Annotated in this window: 13 protein-coding genes; 9 read left to right on the forward strand and 4 right to left on the reverse strand. The window is 74.7% G+C overall.

What is annotated here, in order from left to right; all coding sequences use genetic code 11:
* Positions 1-132 precede the first annotated feature (132 nt).
* The gene (locus tag ABT084_RS29405; RefSeq protein WP_351050166.1) at positions 133-1683 is read right to left on the reverse strand and encodes a hypothetical protein; all 1551 of its coding nucleotides are present in this window, start codon (positions 1681-1683) and stop codon (positions 133-135) included.
* 139 nt (positions 1684-1822) lie between these two features.
* Between ABT084_RS29405 and ABT084_RS29410 the strand changes: the two genes are divergently transcribed.
* From ABT084_RS29410 to ABT084_RS29420, 3 genes are read left to right on the forward strand one after another with little or no spacing between them, the layout of a single operon-like run.
* A complete protein-coding gene (locus ABT084_RS29410; protein WP_351050260.1) occupies positions 1823-2638 on the forward strand; it encodes a LamB/YcsF family protein in 816 nt (271 codons plus the stop codon).
* Positions 2635-3276 carry a 5-oxoprolinase subunit B family protein gene (locus ABT084_RS29415; protein ID WP_351050169.1) on the forward strand — a complete coding sequence of 214 codons (642 nt, stop codon included), beginning with the start codon at positions 2635-2637 and terminating at the stop codon, positions 3274-3276. The genes ABT084_RS29410 and ABT084_RS29415 overlap by 4 nt, the downstream gene beginning before the upstream one ends.
* Positions 3273-4157 (forward strand): 5-oxoprolinase subunit C family protein, encoded by an 885-nt coding sequence (locus ABT084_RS29420; RefSeq protein WP_351050172.1) that lies wholly within the window; start codon positions 3273-3275, stop codon positions 4155-4157. Before ABT084_RS29415 ends, ABT084_RS29420 begins: the two co-directional genes overlap by 4 nt.
* A 1019-nt stretch (positions 4158-5176) precedes the next feature.
* Here the strand turns inward: ABT084_RS29420 and ABT084_RS29425 are convergent.
* Both ABT084_RS29425 and ABT084_RS29430 read right to left on the reverse strand, forming a co-directional pair.
* Positions 5177-6574, reverse strand: coding sequence for a HEAT repeat domain-containing protein (locus tag ABT084_RS29425; protein WP_351050174.1), 1398 nt, complete (start codon positions 6572-6574; stop codon positions 5177-5179).
* 304 nt (positions 6575-6878) lie between these two features.
* Positions 6879-7304 carry an ankyrin repeat domain-containing protein gene (locus ABT084_RS29430; RefSeq protein WP_351050176.1) on the reverse strand — a complete coding sequence of 142 codons (426 nt, stop codon included), beginning with the start codon at positions 7302-7304 and terminating at the stop codon, positions 6879-6881.
* Between the two features lie 357 nt (positions 7305-7661).
* Between ABT084_RS29430 and ABT084_RS29435 the strand changes: the two genes are divergently transcribed.
* Together ABT084_RS29435 and ABT084_RS29440 are read left to right on the forward strand one after the other, a co-directional pair.
* Positions 7662-7856, forward strand: coding sequence for a hypothetical protein (locus tag ABT084_RS29435; protein WP_008743136.1), 195 nt, complete (start codon positions 7662-7664; stop codon positions 7854-7856).
* 65 nt (positions 7857-7921) lie between these two features.
* Positions 7922-9538 (forward strand): putative type IV secretion/conjugal transfer ATPase, encoded by a 1617-nt coding sequence (locus ABT084_RS29440; protein WP_351050179.1) that lies wholly within the window; start codon positions 7922-7924, stop codon positions 9536-9538.
* A gap of 12 nt (positions 9539-9550) precedes the next feature.
* On the opposite strand, the gene ABT084_RS29445 is transcribed toward ABT084_RS29440, so the two are convergent.
* The gene (locus ABT084_RS29445) at positions 9551-11053 is read right to left on the reverse strand and encodes an SCO1417 family PLP biosynthesis transcription factor (protein WP_351050181.1); all 1503 of its coding nucleotides are present in this window, start codon (positions 11051-11053) and stop codon (positions 9551-9553) included.
* Positions 11054-11264: 211 nt separating this feature from the next.
* Between ABT084_RS29445 and ABT084_RS29450 the strand changes: the two genes are divergently transcribed.
* From ABT084_RS29450 to fxsA, 4 genes are all read left to right on the forward strand, one after another.
* A complete protein-coding gene (locus ABT084_RS29450; RefSeq protein WP_351050184.1) occupies positions 11265-12035 on the forward strand; it encodes a glycerophosphodiester phosphodiesterase family protein in 771 nt (256 codons plus the stop codon).
* Positions 12036-12102: 67 nt separating this feature from the next.
* On the forward strand, positions 12103-13506 hold the full coding sequence (locus ABT084_RS29455; RefSeq protein WP_351050186.1) for an MFS transporter: 1404 nt from the start codon (positions 12103-12105) through the stop codon (positions 13504-13506).
* Between the two features lie 322 nt (positions 13507-13828).
* Positions 13829-14203: an RNA polymerase-binding protein RbpA gene (locus ABT084_RS29460; RefSeq protein WP_031146696.1), complete on the forward strand. Its 375-nt coding sequence runs from the start codon at positions 13829-13831 to the stop codon at positions 14201-14203.
* Positions 14204-14375: 172 nt separating this feature from the next.
* Positions 14376-14957: an FxsA family membrane protein gene (gene fxsA / locus ABT084_RS29465; protein ID WP_351050189.1), complete on the forward strand. Its 582-nt coding sequence runs from the start codon at positions 14376-14378 to the stop codon at positions 14955-14957.
* Positions 14958-15035 lie beyond the last annotated feature (78 nt).

Consider the following 15035-nt stretch of genomic DNA (forward strand, 5'->3'; position numbering starts at 1 on the left):
CCGTGGGCGACTTCAACTACTCCGACCACTGAGACCCGCGCGGTCCCGACCCGGAACCGGACCCGCACAGCACGAAGGGGAGGCGCCCGGGGGTGGGGCGCGGGCGCGTCGCCGCGGGGCGCGGGGGGCGGGTCATGCGGCTTCCGTACGGTCCGCGGTCATGGCGGCGGCGTCCAGGAGGGCCGTGCCCACGATGAGATCGGCGCCGCCGAATTCCGGGTCGTCCAGGTCCGTGCCGTCGTCCACCGCGAAGAGCAGCCGCTCCTCGCCCTGGCGGTACGCCGTGCCGACGGCCGGGCTCGCGGCGTGTACGGCGAGCAGCGCGACCAGGTACGGCAGGTCCGGGTCGAGCAGCCGGGCCTCGGCGAGCAGGCCGGACAGGCGGCGCGGGGCGTCGTGCGGCAGGTCCAGCAGCCGCATGGCGGTGGCCAGCTGTTCCTCGCTGAACCGGCTGTCGTCGGGGGTGGCGATCAGGTCCGGCTCGGGCATCTCCACGCCGAGGTGTTCGCGCTCGACGGGCGGGGTCAGCAGGATCTCCACGAGGTCGGTGACCCGCACCGAGACGGGGTTGCGCAGACCGGCCCCGGCGGCGAAGAACGCGTCCGTGACCCGGCACGCCCGGGACACCGGCAGCGGCAGCAGGGGCGCGACGAGCTGCCCGTACAGGTCGATGCCGGAGCGCGGCGCGGGGGCGGCGAAGGCCTGGCGGTCCTGTTCGGCGCGGAAGAGCGGCCCCGCGTCGAGCAGCCGGGACTGCAGCTGCGTGTGGCGGCGGATGCAGTCCTTGACGATGTCGACGAGCTCGGCGGCGCGCCGCTTGTTCTCGGGCTCCTCGGTCTCGTCGCGGGCCTTGCGGATGTTGGTGAGGATCGCGTTCTCGTGCCGGTAGCGGTCGGCGACGTGGTCCAGCGCCTCCGCGATCATGTCCGGGACGGCCTGGAGCCAGTCCACGGCGCGCACGTTGCGCCGGGTCGCGTCCAGGGTCCGGCGCAGGGTCTCGGCGTACTGCACGGTGCGGTAGCGGGCCTGCTCGGCGGCCAGTTGGGCGTCGGCGAGCCGGCCCCGGCTGATCAGCACCTCGAGCTTCACCTCGGCGGCGATCTGGGCGCTGGTGACATCGGTGTCGAGCGCGCCGACGAGGACGTTGACGGCCTCGTCGGTGGTGCGCAGGTAGACGGCGCCGCCGTAGCCGGGGACTTCCTCGATGAGCTTGAAGTCGTAGTCGCGCCGGACGTAGACCCCGTCGGGCCCGAAGGTGCCGTAGATCGCGCGGAAGCCGCGGTCGACGCTGCCGACGTTGATCAGGTTCTCCAGGACCCAGCGGGCCACCCGCTCGTGCTCCGCGGCCGGACGGGCGGGGGCCTGGGCGGCGACGCGGGGCAGCAGCCGGGCCACCATCTGCTCGTGGTCCGCGCCCGTGTCGAAGTCCATGTTCAGCGTGACCAGGTCGATCGCGGCGAGCGCGACCTCGGCCATGGCGTAGCCGCCGTACTCGCCGGCGAGGTTGGCCTTGCGCACGTCGAGGTCGTGCAGCGGCGCGGTGCAGGCGAGCGCGCGCAGGCGCCTGGCCAGGCCTTCGTCGGCGGCCGGGCCCGGCGCCGGGGAGGGACGGGTCTTCGCCGGGGCAGGGAAAGTCACGACGGAAAGACTAGGCGGTGACACGGACAACATCCCAAACGGCATGGTTCGGCCGGATCGTCCGCCCGGCCCGCGGACGCGCCCGCGCCCGCGCCCGTTCCGCGTTCGCCGCGGTTCCGTGGCCTGGTTCGCGCGAGCCGCTGTTCCGCGCCCGCCGCTGTTCTACGCTCGCCGCATGGCATCCATGATCACATCCGCGATCACCTCCGAAGGCCCCGCGCCGGACGCGACCGGACCCGTCATCGACCTCAACGCCGATCTGGGCGAGGGGTTCGGCCGCTGGACGCTCACCGACGACGAGGCGCTGCTGTCGGTGGTGACCAGCGCCAACGTGGCCTGCGGTTTCCACGCCGGGGACCCGTCGATCATGCGGCGGGTCTGTGAGCTGGCCGCCGAGCGGGGCGTCCGGATCGGGGCGCAGGTCTCCTACCGCGATCTGGCCGGGTTCGGGCGGCGGGCGATGGAGGTGCCGCCGGGCGAGCTGGCGGCCGAGGTGGCCTACCAGATCGGAGCGCTGGACGTCTTCGCACGGGCCGCCGGGTCACGGGTGTCGTACGTGAAGCCGCACGGCGCGCTGTACAACCGCACCGTGCACGACGCGGCGCAGGCGGGCGCGGTGATCGAGGGCGTGCGGCTGGCCGCGGGGGCCGGGGCCGACCTGCCGGTGCTCGGTCTGCCCGGCTCGCTGCTGCTGGCGGCCGCCGCGGAGGCGGGGCTGACCGCCGTCCCGGAGGCCTTCGCCGACCGCGCGTACGCGCCCGGCGGGACCCTGGTGCCGCGCGACCGGCCGGGGGCGGTGCTGGGCACGGCCGAGGCGGTGGTGGCGCAGGCCCTGGCACTGGCCGCCGGGGGTGCGGTGACGGCCGTCGACGGGTCCCGGGTGGTGGTCGCGGCCCGGTCGCTGTGCCTGCACGGGGACACGCCGGGGGCGGCGGAACTGGCCGCGCGGGTACGGGACGCCCTGGGCGGCGCCGGGGTGCGGATGGCGGCCTTCGCGTGAGCGCCGTCGCCGTCGCCGTCCCACGGGTGCTGCGCGTGGGCCGGGACGCGCTGCTGTGCGAGCTCGGTTCGGCGGCCGGGGTGGCGGCCCTCCACGCGGAGTTGCTGCGCCGTCGCGCCGCGGGCGAGCTGGGCGACGTACGGGAGATCGTGCCGGCCGCGCGGACGGTACTGCTGGACGGCGTACGGGAGCCCGCCGCGCTCGCCGCCCGGATCGGCGGCTGGCGGGTGCCGCCGCTCGCTCCGGCCGACGGGCCGCTGGTACGGGTGCCGGTGCGCTACGACGGGCCGGACCTGGCCGAGGTGGCCGCGCTGTGGGACGTACCGGCCGCGCGGGTGCCGGAGATCGTGGGCGGGACGGAGTTCCGGGTGGCCTTCTGCGGTTTCGCGCCCGGCTTCGGCTACCTGACGGGGCTCCCGGAGCGGTTCCATCCGCCCCGGCGGGCCAGCCCCCGGACGTCCGTCCCGGCGGGGTCGCTCGCGCTGGCGGGCGAGTACGCGGGCGTGTACCCGCGCTCCTCCCCCGGCGGCTGGCAGCTGATCGGGTCCACCGACGCGGTGCTGTGGGACCCGGCGCGCGAACCCGCGGCGCTGTTCGCACCGGGCGTGCGGGTCCGGTTCGTGGAGGCGGGCGCGTGACGGGCGGGGCGGGCCTCGGCGGGGCGGGCCTGGTGGTCGTGCGGGCCGGGGCGCTGAGCACCGTGCAGGATCTCGGCCGGGCCGGGTACGCGCACCTCGGGGTGCCGCGCTCCGGTGCGCTCGACGCTCCCGCGCACGCCCTCGCGAACCGGCTGCTGGGCAACCCGTCCGGGGCCGCGACCCTGGAGACCACTCTGGACGGGGTCGCGCTGCGGGCCCTCGGCCCGGTCACCGTCGCGGTCACGGGCGCGCCGTGCGCGGTACGGGCGGCGGGGCGCCCGGCGGCCTGGAGCGCGCCCGTGCGCCTCGCGGCCGGGGAGGTGCTGGACGTCGGGCCCGCGCTGGGCGGGGTGCGGGCGTACGTGGCGGTGCGCGGGGGTTTCGCGGTCCCGGCGGTGCTGGGGAGCCGGTCGACCGATCTGCTGTCCGGGCTGGGGCCGGCGGTCCTTCGGGCGGGGGCCGTCCTGCCGGTGGGGGTGCCCGAGGGGCCGGTCCGGGGGGCGGACACGCCGCGGCTGCCGGCGCCACCGGCGGAGCTGGTCCTGCCGGTGCTGCTCGGGCCGCGGGCCGACTGGTTCACCGCCGCGTCGGTGGCGGCGCTGGGGCGGTCGTCGTACCGGGTCTCTTCGGCGGGCAACCGGATCGGGCTGCGCACGGAGGGCGGGCCGCCGCTGGTGCGGGTGCGGGGCGGTGAGCTGCCGAGCGAGGGGATGGTGCTCGGGGCGGTGCAGGTGCCGCCGGACGGGATGCCGGTGGTGTTCCTGGCCGATCATCCGGTGACGGGCGGCTATCCCGTGCTCGGCGTGGTCCCGGCGGAGGCGCTGCACCTCGCGGCGCAGGCCCGGCCGGGTATCCCGGTCCGCTTCACCCCCCTGGGCTGACCGGGCCCGGGGTGGCGACCGAGCCGCTCGGCATCCCATGCCTCCGGCGGGCCCTCAAACGCCGGGCGGGCTGGATGTGGGCCCAGCCGGGCCGGATCCGAGACGCTGCCCCACCAGCCGCGCTACCCGTCGGCCCTCAAACGCCGGGCGGGCTGGAATGGGGCCCAACCGAGGCGGCGCCCCATCAGCCGGGCCACCGGTCGGCCCCCAAGCCCCGCGCACGCTGGAATCGGCCCCGGCCATCCGGCGACGAACTCGCCGAGAGGCCTCCGGCGGGCCCTCAAACGCCGGGCGGGCTGGATATGGGCCCAGCCGGGCCGGATCCGAGACGCTGCCCCACCAGCCGCGCTACCCGTCGGCCCTCAAACGCCGGGCGGGCTGGAATGGGGCCCACCCGAGGCGGCGCCCCATCAGCCGGGCCACCCGTCGGCCCCCAAGCCCCGCACACGCTGGAACCGACCCCGGCCATCCGGCGACGAACTCGCCGAGAGGCCTCCGGCGGGCCCTCAAACGCCGGGCAGGCTGGATATGGGCCCAGCCGGGCCGGATCCGAGACGCTGCCCCACCAGCCGCGCTACCCGTCGGCCCTCAAACGCCGGGCGGGCTGGGTTTGGCCGCAGCCGGCCCGACCAGAAGCGAGGCGGTACGGCCCCGTCAAGCGCGCCGCCCGTCGGCGCCCCGCGTCTCCGGGACGGGCATCGGTGCGGCCGGGACACTGGTTCACCTGCGCACGGCGGTCCGGTTCGCTCGGCGCCGTGCGCGGCACCCTCGGGGGCCGCTCCGGGGCGGGCCGGGCAAATCCAGCCCGCCCGGCGTTTGAGGGCCCGCCGGAGGCACAGTCCCGCCCCGCGCCGCCGCCGCTGCACGACCGATCTCGATCGGCCGCCGTTCAGCGGCGATCCGGTTGGCTCGGGCCGTGCGCGGCACCCTCGGGGGCTGCTCCGGGGCGAGCCGGGCAGACCCAGCCGCCCGGCGTTTGAGGGCCCGCCTGAGACATGGTTTCGCCCCCGCTGCCGCGGTTACACGGCCGATTCCGGGGCGATCCGGTTGCGGACGGCCGACTGGACGTCTTCCTCTTCCGCCGGGTCCGTCGCCAGGCGGCGCAGGCGCGGGGCGACGCGGGCGTCGGCGGTCTCGGCGTGGTGGGCGGCCACCTCGCGGGTGGTCTCCTCGCAGTCCCACAGGCACTCGACCGCGAAGCCCGCCGCGAAGGACGGGTCGGTGCTGGCCAGCGCCCGGGCCGCGCGGCCGCGCAGGTGGGAGGAGGCCGTCTCGCGGTAGACGTGCCGCAGTACGGGCGCGGCGCAGCCGATGGCGAGCCGTCCCGCCCCGTCCACCAGGGTGAAGAGCCGCACCGTGTCGGGCCCGTCCGCGCGGACGGTGGCCCGCAGCGCGCCGAGCACCAGCGGAGCGTCCTCGGCGTCGCCACGGGCGGCCAGGAGGGCCGCCGCGGCCGCGCCCAGGGCGTCGGGGCGGTGCACCCAGGCGCGGGCCCGGGAGACGGCGGCGGGGCCGCACATGCGCTCGTACGCGGCCACGGCCGGTTCGTCGCCGGCGGCTTCGATCAGGTCGAGGACGGCCGGGTTGTCCGGCTCGGCCAGGACGAGGTGGTGCAGGGCCGTGGCGCGGGCGGCCTCGCCCGAGGCGCCCGCCGCGGCGGCCAGGATCGCCGAGCGGTCCTCGGGGCTCGCGACGGCGGCCAGGCAGCGGGCCGCGGGCACGTGCAGCGGCGTACCGCGGCGCAGCCCGTCCTCGGCCCAGTCGAAGACGGCCTGGACGCCCCAGCCCGGGCGCGGCCCGGCGGGGGTCAGCTGCCGCTGCCAGCGGTCGAAGGAGCCCTGCTGACGGGCGGCGCGCAGCCGCTCGCCGAACTCGGGGCCCTCTTCCCACAGGCACCACGGGCGCGGTTCGTACGCGTCGCGGACGGCGGCCGCCAGCAGCGCCCCGCCCTCGGCGGTGTCGGGGAACCGGGCCAGGACGGGCCTGGCCAGGGCGCGCAGCCCGGCGTCGTCGTCGCGCAGCGCGAGCTCGTCGAGGGCCCAGGCCCAGTTCGAGCCGGCGGCGGCGTAGCGGCGCAGCAGCATCAGCGCGTCGTCGCGGCCGTACGAGGCCAGGTGGCCGAGGACGGACAGGGCGAGCCCGGTGCGGCCCTCGCCGTCGTCGAGGAGGTCTTCGGCGCTGAAGAGGTGCGCCTCGATCTCGCCGAGCGGACCGCTGAGGTCCAGGTACAGCCGGGCGTAGTACAGGGAGCGGTTCTCGACCTGCCAGTCCTGGCGCGGATCGCGCAGTACGCACTGGTTGAGGGCCGCGAGGGCCTCCGCCCGGGGCGCGGCGAGCGCGTGCAGCGTGCCGTCACCGCGGCCGCGCTGGAGGAGACCGAGCAGGGTCCCGCTCGGCGCTATGACTGGTTCGAACATGGGAGTGGCCTCAAATCAAGCTGGGGACGCGACCGGGAATCGGGATTCACAGGGCCGCGTAACAGCATGTGAGGACGTTCGCCGTCTTGTTCCGCTCGATGTAGACCATTGCCTTCTCACTCTCTCGGTGCGTCGCGCCCGACGGCCGGACCGGGCGGGGACCTGTCTTGTCCTGCCCGTTCCTGCCCGTCCGCCTGATTCGCGAATCGAATCCGTCGCCATGATGACCCAGCCGGTTTGTGCACCGCGACCACATTTAAGGCCGCCGTGACCAACCCGGGATGTACGCCCCCGTGGAAACGGACTACTTGGCTCCGAAGAGTTCGAGCAAGTCGGCCTTTCCGAACATGCGCGCGGTGTCCACGGCCGACGGCGTGCCCGCGTTCGGGTCGGCTCCCCCGGCGAGGAGGGCGCGGATGACGGATTCCTCACCCTTGAAGACGGCTCCGGCGAGCGGGGTCTGGCCGCGGTCGTTGGCGCGGTCGCCCTCGGCGCCGCGGGCCAGCAGGGCCGTGACGGCCTCGGCGTGGCCGTGGTAGGCGGCGAGCATGACCAGGGTGTCGCCCCGGTCGTTGGTGAGGTTCGCCGGGACGCCCGCGTCGAGGTACGCGGTGAGCGTCGCGGTGTCGCCCTGGCGGGCCAGGTCGAAGATCTTGGTGGCCAGCTCGATGACGTCCTCGTCGGGACCCTCGGGGACGTCCGGGTGGCCGTTCTCGGCGCGCTCGCTCATCGGGTCGTACCGCCTCTCATTCGCTGCCTGGCGTGAAGTTTCCCCAGGCCGGGCGGGCAGGGGAACGCACGGCGCCACGTCCGTACGGGTGAATCGACAGAGTACTGCCCACACCGGGACATGACGGGGCGGGACCGAGGCAAAGATCACCCCCGGGGCGGGAGCGCCACCGGAGCACCAGCGGAGGACCACCGGAGCGGGTCCGGAGCAGGGGCGGAGCCGGCTCGACTGGTCCAGATCGGTGAAAAATTACAGGAATCACCCATCTGCACCTTTTATCGCATTGATACTTCCTGTGAGCCTGGAACAACTGATGGTGACTGTCCCCACCCGCACCAGGAGAGCTTGGAGAGCTTCATGGTCCTGTCCATCTCAGGTGTCGTCCTGCTCGGCATCATCTGCTTCCTCTTCTTCAAGAAGGACGGGATGAAGCTGTCCCACGCGTTCGTCTGCGCGCTGTTCGGCTTCTTCCTCGCCGGATCGGCCATCGCTCCGAGCATCACGGCCAGTACGGCCAGCCTCGCGAGCCTCCTCGGCGGCATCAAGCTCTGACCGCCCCCGCCCCCGCCCCCGCCCCGACCCACACCAGCAGCACGCGAAAACTCCAGGAGACGCCCGTGGCCCGGCGCCCACTTCCCCGCATCCTCATCAGCGGCAACGCCTCGCTGAGCAGGGGTCGCGACCTCGCTCGCACGGCCGCCGACAACGCCACGGACGTCCTCCATCCGCTGCTGACCATCGGGCGCGGCCTGCGCGTCCTGGCCTCGGCCGGGCGGCGCAGGTGGGCCGCCACCCCCAAGGACAAGCGTGGTCCCGCGCTGTTCCTGGGGGCGGCCTGCGTGCTGGTGGTCGCGCTCGTGCCGTACGGACCGCTGACCGCCCTGATCACCCTCATGGCGGCGGCCGCGTGGCACGGGCGTGACCGCACGCCGGCGCAGACCGGACCCGGCGAGGCGGAGACCGAGCGGCTCGCCTCCCTCTACGAGGCGCTCGTCCCGTACTTCTCCATCCCGGAGGACCCCACCCCGCTCTTCGCCCACGGCGGGGAGTGGGACAAGGCCTTCAGCGACTACGCGTTCGACGGGGCGGGCCGGATCACCCGGCTGCGGATCCGCTACCCCGCGTACTTCACCGACGGCGAGCCCTCCTCGCGGGCCCGGATCGAGTCCCTGCTGCACGCCAAGTCGGGGCGCGGGCGGGAGTACCTCTTCGACTGGGACGAGGAGGGCAATCAGCTCGACCTGAACGTGCTGGCGGCGCTGCCCACGAGCATCGCCGCCCAGCCCTTCGTGACCACGCCCGGCGAGACCGTCCTCGGCTTCACCGACGCCGCCTCGGTCCAGCGGACCCTGCCGGTGACGGACGGCGAGGAGACCCGGGACGCGCCGCCGGTGATCTGGCGGACCGGCCCGCGCTCCGCCGAACCCCACCTGCTCGCCGTCGGCCAGCCCGGCAGCGGCACCTCGACGCTGCTGCGCTCGATCGCCCTGCAGGCCCTGCGGCACGGCGGCGACGTCCTGGTGGTCGAGGGCGGCGGCAGCGGCGAGTACTCCTGCCTCTCGGGGCGTACGGGCGTACTCGCCGTGGAGAGCGGGCCGGCCGGGGCGCACGCGACCCTCGACTGGGCCGCCCAGGAAACCGAACGGCGGCTGATCGCCGGGCACCGGGCCCGCGAGGCGGGACGGCCGGCGCCCGAAGACACGCGGCGCCCGCTGTGGATCCTGCTGGACCGGCCCAGCGTGCTCGGCCACCTCGCGGCGGCCGAGGGGCACCGCGATCCGCTGGCGCTGCTCCAGGTGCCGCTGCGGCACGGGCGGGCGGCGAACGTGACGGTGGTGGTGGCCGAGCAGTTCGACCACCTGGAGCTGCTGGGCGACGCCGTGTGGCAGCACACCCGGGCCCGGGTGGTGCTCGGGCCCGCCGCGATCCCGCAGATCGCCGAGGTGCTGGGGCTGCCCCCGCACACCACCCCGACCGCGCAGGTCCCGCCCGGCCGCGGCTACGCCCGGCTCGGCTCCGGTCCCGTGCACCGGCTCCAGGTGCCCGCCACCCCGGACCCGTACGACGACGCGGCGCACCCGGTGCACCGCCAGGCCGTGCGCGAGCTGCTCCCCGAACGGGCGCACGGCACCACCCTGTCGAAGCCGCCGCGCCGGCACCCGGACCGGGCCCCGGCCCAGGGCTCCTCGATCGACGCCTCCGAGATCCCCGAGGTCGCGGCCGACGCGCCGTAGGACTTCGGGGGCTTACGCGACGAACGTGCGCGGGGGTTCCGCTCCGCTGCCGCCCGCGCCGGTGCCGACCAGACGGGCCGCGGCCGCCAGCCGGGACGCGGCTTCGTCGGCCAGCGGGCCGCCGACCGTGAAGGGCAGCCGTACGTAGCCCTCGAAGGCCCCGTCCACCCCGAACCGGGGGCCCGACGGGACGCGGACGCCGACCCGCTCCCCCACCTCGGCCAGCCGGGACCCGGACAGCCCGCCCGCCCGGGCCCACAGCGTCAGCCCGCCGCCCGGCACCACGAACTCCCAGTCCGGCAGCTCCCGGCGCACGGCCGCGACCAGCGCGTCCCGGTTCTCCCGGGCCTGGGTGCGGCGGATCTCCACCGCCTCCTCCCAGCCTCCGGTGCGCATCAGCCAGTTCACCGCGAGCTGTTCCAGCACCGGGGTGCCGAGGTCGGCGTACGCGCGGGCGGCGACCAGACTGCGGATGACGTCGGGGGCGGCCCGCACCCAGCCGATCCGCATGCCCGCCCAGAACGCCTTGCTGGCGGAGCCGACCGTGACGACGGTGCTGCCCGAGGGGTCGAAGGAACAGACCGGCCGGGGCATCTCCAGCTCGGGATCCAGCCGCAGCTCGGCCATGGTCTCGTCCACGACCAGGACGGTGCCGGCCGAGCGGGCCGCCTCGACCATCTCGCGGCGCTGCTCCTCGGAGGCCAGCGCCCCGGTCGGGTTGTGGAAGTCGGCGACGACGTACGCGAGGCGCGGCGCGGCGTCGCGCAGCACCTGGCGCCAGGTCCCCATGTCCCAGCCGCCGGGGCCGCCCGCCATGGCGACGGGGACCAGCCGGACCCCGGCGGCGCGCATGAGCTGGAGGATGTTGGCGTAGGAGGGGGACTCCACCGCGATCCGCTCGCCGCGGCCCGCGAACAGGCTGCAGATGGCGTCGATCGCGCCCATCGCCCCGGTGGTGACCATGATCTGCTCGGGCATGGTCGGGATGCCGCGCTCGGTGTAGCGGTCGGCGAGCATCCGGCGCAGCGCGGGCAGGCCCGCCGGGTAGTCCCCGTGGGTGTGCGCGTACGGCGGCAGCTCCTCGAGGGCTCCCTGGACGGCCTTGGTCAGCCAGGGCTCGGGGGCCGGGAGGGCCGCGCAGCCGAGGTCGATCATGGAGCCGAGGGCCTCCGGCGGCAGCGGTTCCAGGCCGCGGGCGGGCAGCGGGTTCCCGGCCGGGACGGAGGTCCAGCTCCCGGCGCCGCGCCGGGACTCCAGGAACCCCTCGGAGCGCAGGGCCTCGTAGGCGGCGGCGACCGTGGTGCGGCTGAGCGAGAGGGCGACGGCCAGCTCGCGCTCGGCGGGCAGCCGGGCCGCGACCGGCACCCGGCCCTCCAGGACCAGCAGCCGGATCCCGTCGGCGAGCGAGCGGTAGGCGGGCGGCTTGCGCGCGCCGGGCGCCGCGGGCTGCGGCTGCTGGGAGGTGATGAGCCGGGCGAGCTGCGCGGCACCCACCGCGGAGGTCCACTGAGCCATGCTGTCCGGTCCACCTTCGAAGGATTGGCCCCGGAGCGGGGGTTCCGCGGCCGGGATTGGCTTGGTTCTGCGGCCCAGGGTGTCACGCCGGGAGCCACCCCGGCCAGGGGGCACCCACCCTCCGGAGCCGTCCGGCCCCGGGGCGTGCCGCGACCGGGCCGGAGGCGGACCGGCCGAGGCGGAGCCGCCCCGGCCGGTGCATACTGCCGCCGTGACGCACGTACGCCTTCGGCACCCCTACCTGGACCACCCGGCTCCGCTTCCCTTCGCGCACCGCGGCGGGGCCGCGGACGGGCTGGAGAACACCGCCGCCGCCTTCCGGCGGGCCGCCGCCGCGGGTTACCGGTACTTCGAGACCGATGTCCACGCGACCGCCGACGGGCGGCTCGTCGCCTTCCACGACGCGACGCTGGACCGGGTCACCGACGCCCGGGGCCGGATCGGCGAGCTGCCGTGGAGCGCGGTGCGCGCGGCGCGGGTGGCCGGGAGCGAGCCGTTGCCGCTGTTCGAGGAGCTGCTGGAGGAGTTCCCCGACGCCCGTTGGAACATCGACGTCAAGGCCGAGCCGGCGCTGTTCCCGCTGATCGACCTGGTCGCGCGGACGGGGGCGTGGGACCGGGTGTGCGTGGGCTCGTTCTCGGAGGGGCGGGTGGCCCGGGCGCAGCGGATCGCGGGGCCGCGGCTGGCCACCTCGTACGGGGTGCGGGGCGTGCTGGGGCTGCGGCTGCGCTCGTACGCGATCCCGGCGGCGCTGCGCGTGGGCGCGGTGGCGGCGCAGGTTCCGGAGGTCCAGTCGGGCATCCGCGTGGTCGACCGGCGCTTCGTACGCACCGCGCACGCGCGGGGACTCCAGGTACACGTCTGGACCGTGAACGAACCGGAACGTATGGAGGCGCTCCTGGACCTGGGTGTCGATGGCATCATGACCGACCGGATCGACATCTTGCGCACGGTGCTGGAGCGCCGCGGGGCCTGGGCCTGACAGGCCCGCACGCCGCCGCGCGGGGCGCGGCGGGCCGTGCGGTACGGGGACCAGCGAGGGGGCACTGATGAGTGCGCGGACCACAGCGGAAACGGAACCCGGTGCGGGGGACGGCGCGAGCGGGAGCGACGGGGACGGCGCCGCGAGAGCGGAGGCGGCCGCGCGCAAGCGGGAACAGCACGGCTGGTACTTCTACGACTTCGCGTGCTCGGTGTATTCGACGAGCGTGCTCACGGTGTTCCTCGGGCCGTACCTGACGGCGGTGGCCGAGGCCGCCGCGGACGCCCACGGCTACGTCCACCCGCTGGGCATACCGGTGCGCGCCGGGTCGTTCTTCGCGTACGCGGTGTCGGCCTCGGTGATCGTGGCCGTCCTGATCATGCCGCTGGTGGGCGCGGTCGCCGACCGGGGCGGCCGAAAGAAGCCGCTGCTCGCGGCGGCGGCGTACACGGGGGCCGCGGCCACGGCCGGGATGTTCTTCCTGGACGGCGACCGGTACCTGCTGGGCGGGCTGCTGCTGATCGTGGCGAACGCCGCGCTGGCGGTCTCGATGGTGCTGTACAACGCCTACCTGCCGCAGATCGCCGGGCCGGACGAGCGGGACACCGTCTCCTCGCGGGGCTGGGCCTTCGGCTACACCTCGGGCGCCTTCGTCCTGGTGCTCGACCTGGTCCTGTTCCAGGGCCACGATTCCTTCGGCCTCTCCGAGAGCATGGCGGTGCGCATCTGCCTGGCCTCGGCCGGTCTGTGGTGGGGAGCCTTCGCGATCATTCCGCTGCGCCGGCTGCGCGACCGGACGGTGGTCCGGGAGGCGCACACGGGTCCGGCCGTCAGCGGCTGGCGGCAGCTGATCGCGACGCTGAAGGACATGCGGCGCTATCCGCTGACCCTCTCGTTCCTGCTGGCGTACCTGATCTACAACGACGGCGTGCAGACGGTGATCTCCCAGGCCTCGATCTACGGTTCGGAGGAGCTGGAGCTGGAGCAGTCGACGCTGATCGTGGCGGTGCTGCTGGTCCAGGTGCTCGCCGTGGCGGGCGCGCTGGGGATGGGCCGTCTGGCCCGTTCGTACGGCGCCAAGCGGACGATCCTCGGTTCGCTGGCCGCCTGGGGGCTCACCCTGGCCGCCGGGTACTTCCTGCCGGCCCGTACGCCGGTGTGGTTCTTCGCACTCGCGTCGATGATCGGACTGGTGCTGGGCGGCAGCCAGGCGCTCTCGCGCTCGCTGTTCTCGCACCTCGTCCCGGCGGGCAAGGAGGCCGAGTACTTCTCCGCGTACGAGATGAGCGACCGTGGCCTGAGCTGGGTGGGCCCGCTGGTCTTCGGTATGACGTACCAGGTCACGGGCAGTTATCGCGATGCGATCATCTCGCTGGTCGTCTTCTTCGCACTGGGATTCGTGCTGCTCGCGCGGGTGCCGGTGCGCCGCGCGGTGGAGGCGGCGGGGAATCCTGTTCCGGAAAGGATCTGAGCGCGGTCGGGCGGCGGCCGGAGGGGCCCGCGGGCCGATCTGGCGAACGAGTTCCGAACAAATTTAGACGTTGAAGCGAAGGGCCGGTAGTGTACGCCTTTGGCCTGCCAGGCGGACCGTTACTGCGTACTCAATAAAGGGAGACGCTGGGTGACATCTGCTGCCAGATGTGACAAAACGGGCATTGGTGGGTACAACAAGGGGCGGTACGACGGGCGACGCATGACCCGGAGCGGGAATCAATACCGCCGACCGGACGTTGACCGGATGACGACGACAGCGACACCTGTCCTGTGGGCGACAAGCCCGGGAGGCACGATTCATGAGTGAGCGAGCTCTCCGCGGTACGCGCCTCGTGGTTACCAGCTACGAGACGGACCGCGGCATCGATCTGGCCCCGCGCCAGGCGGTGGAGTACGCATGCCAGAACGGACATCGATTTGAGATGCCGTTCTCGGTTGAGGCCGACATTCCGCCGGAGTGGGAGTGCAAGGCGTGCGGCGCCATGGCACTTCTGGTGGACGGCGACGGGCCCGAAGAGAAGAAGGGCAAGCCTGCGCGAACGCACTGGGACATGCTCATGGAGCGACGCACCCGCGAGGAGCTGGAGGAAGTGCTGGCCGAGAGGCTGGCGGTCCTTCGTTCCGGCGCCATGAACATTGCCGTGCATCCGCGGGACAGCCGCAAGTCCGCCTGACAATCGGACACGACAAGCCGAGGGCCCCCGCCACATTCCGTGTGGCGGGGGCCCTCGGCTTTGTCGCGCCCGCGCCCGTGCCCGGGCCCGCGCCCGGAGGGGCGGCCCGCAGGGGATGTCCGGTACCTCCGATTGAGGTGGCTTTTATGCGGAGCCAGGCACACTGGTCGGTATGACGACCGGCGTTCCCACCTCGACGGCCCCCCGGCGGCGCTCGCCCGCCCGTACTTTCGTTCCCCTGGCGGTAGCCGCCTGGCTCATCCTGGAGATCTGGCTGCTCAGCCTGCTCGCCCGGGCCGGCGGCGGCCTCGCCGTCGCCCTCGCGATCGCGGGCGGTCTGCTGCTGGGCGTCGTGGTCATCAAGCGGGCCGGACGGCGGGCCTTCCAGAACCTGACCCAGACCTTCCAGCAGGCCCAGGCGGGTCGGGCCCCGGCCCCGCAGCAGACCGGTTCGGGCAACGGCCTGATGATGCTCGGCGGCCTGCTGCTGATCCTGCCGGGGCTGCTCTCCGACGTGGCGGGCCTGCTGCTGCTCCTGCCGCCCGTGCGGGCCTGGGTCGGCCGCCGCGCGACCGGGACGCTGGAGCGCAAGATGGCCGCGGCCCCCGCGGGCCCCTTCGGCGACGCCTTCCAGCAGGCCCGGATCCACCAGCACGACGGCATGGTGGTCCAGGGCGAGGTGATCCGCGAGGACGCGGCGCGGCGCCCCGGGACCGGCCCGGACACCGGCTACCGGCCGCCGCTGGCTCCCTGAACGACGTGCGCGACACCTGCACGACGGCGTGCGCGACACCTGCACGACGTACGCGCGCTGCCCCGGCCCACGATCGGC

It is taken from the genome of Streptomyces sp. NPDC002138 (assembly GCF_040296485.1).
GTDB lineage: Bacteria > Actinomycetota > Actinomycetes > Streptomycetales > Streptomycetaceae > Streptomyces.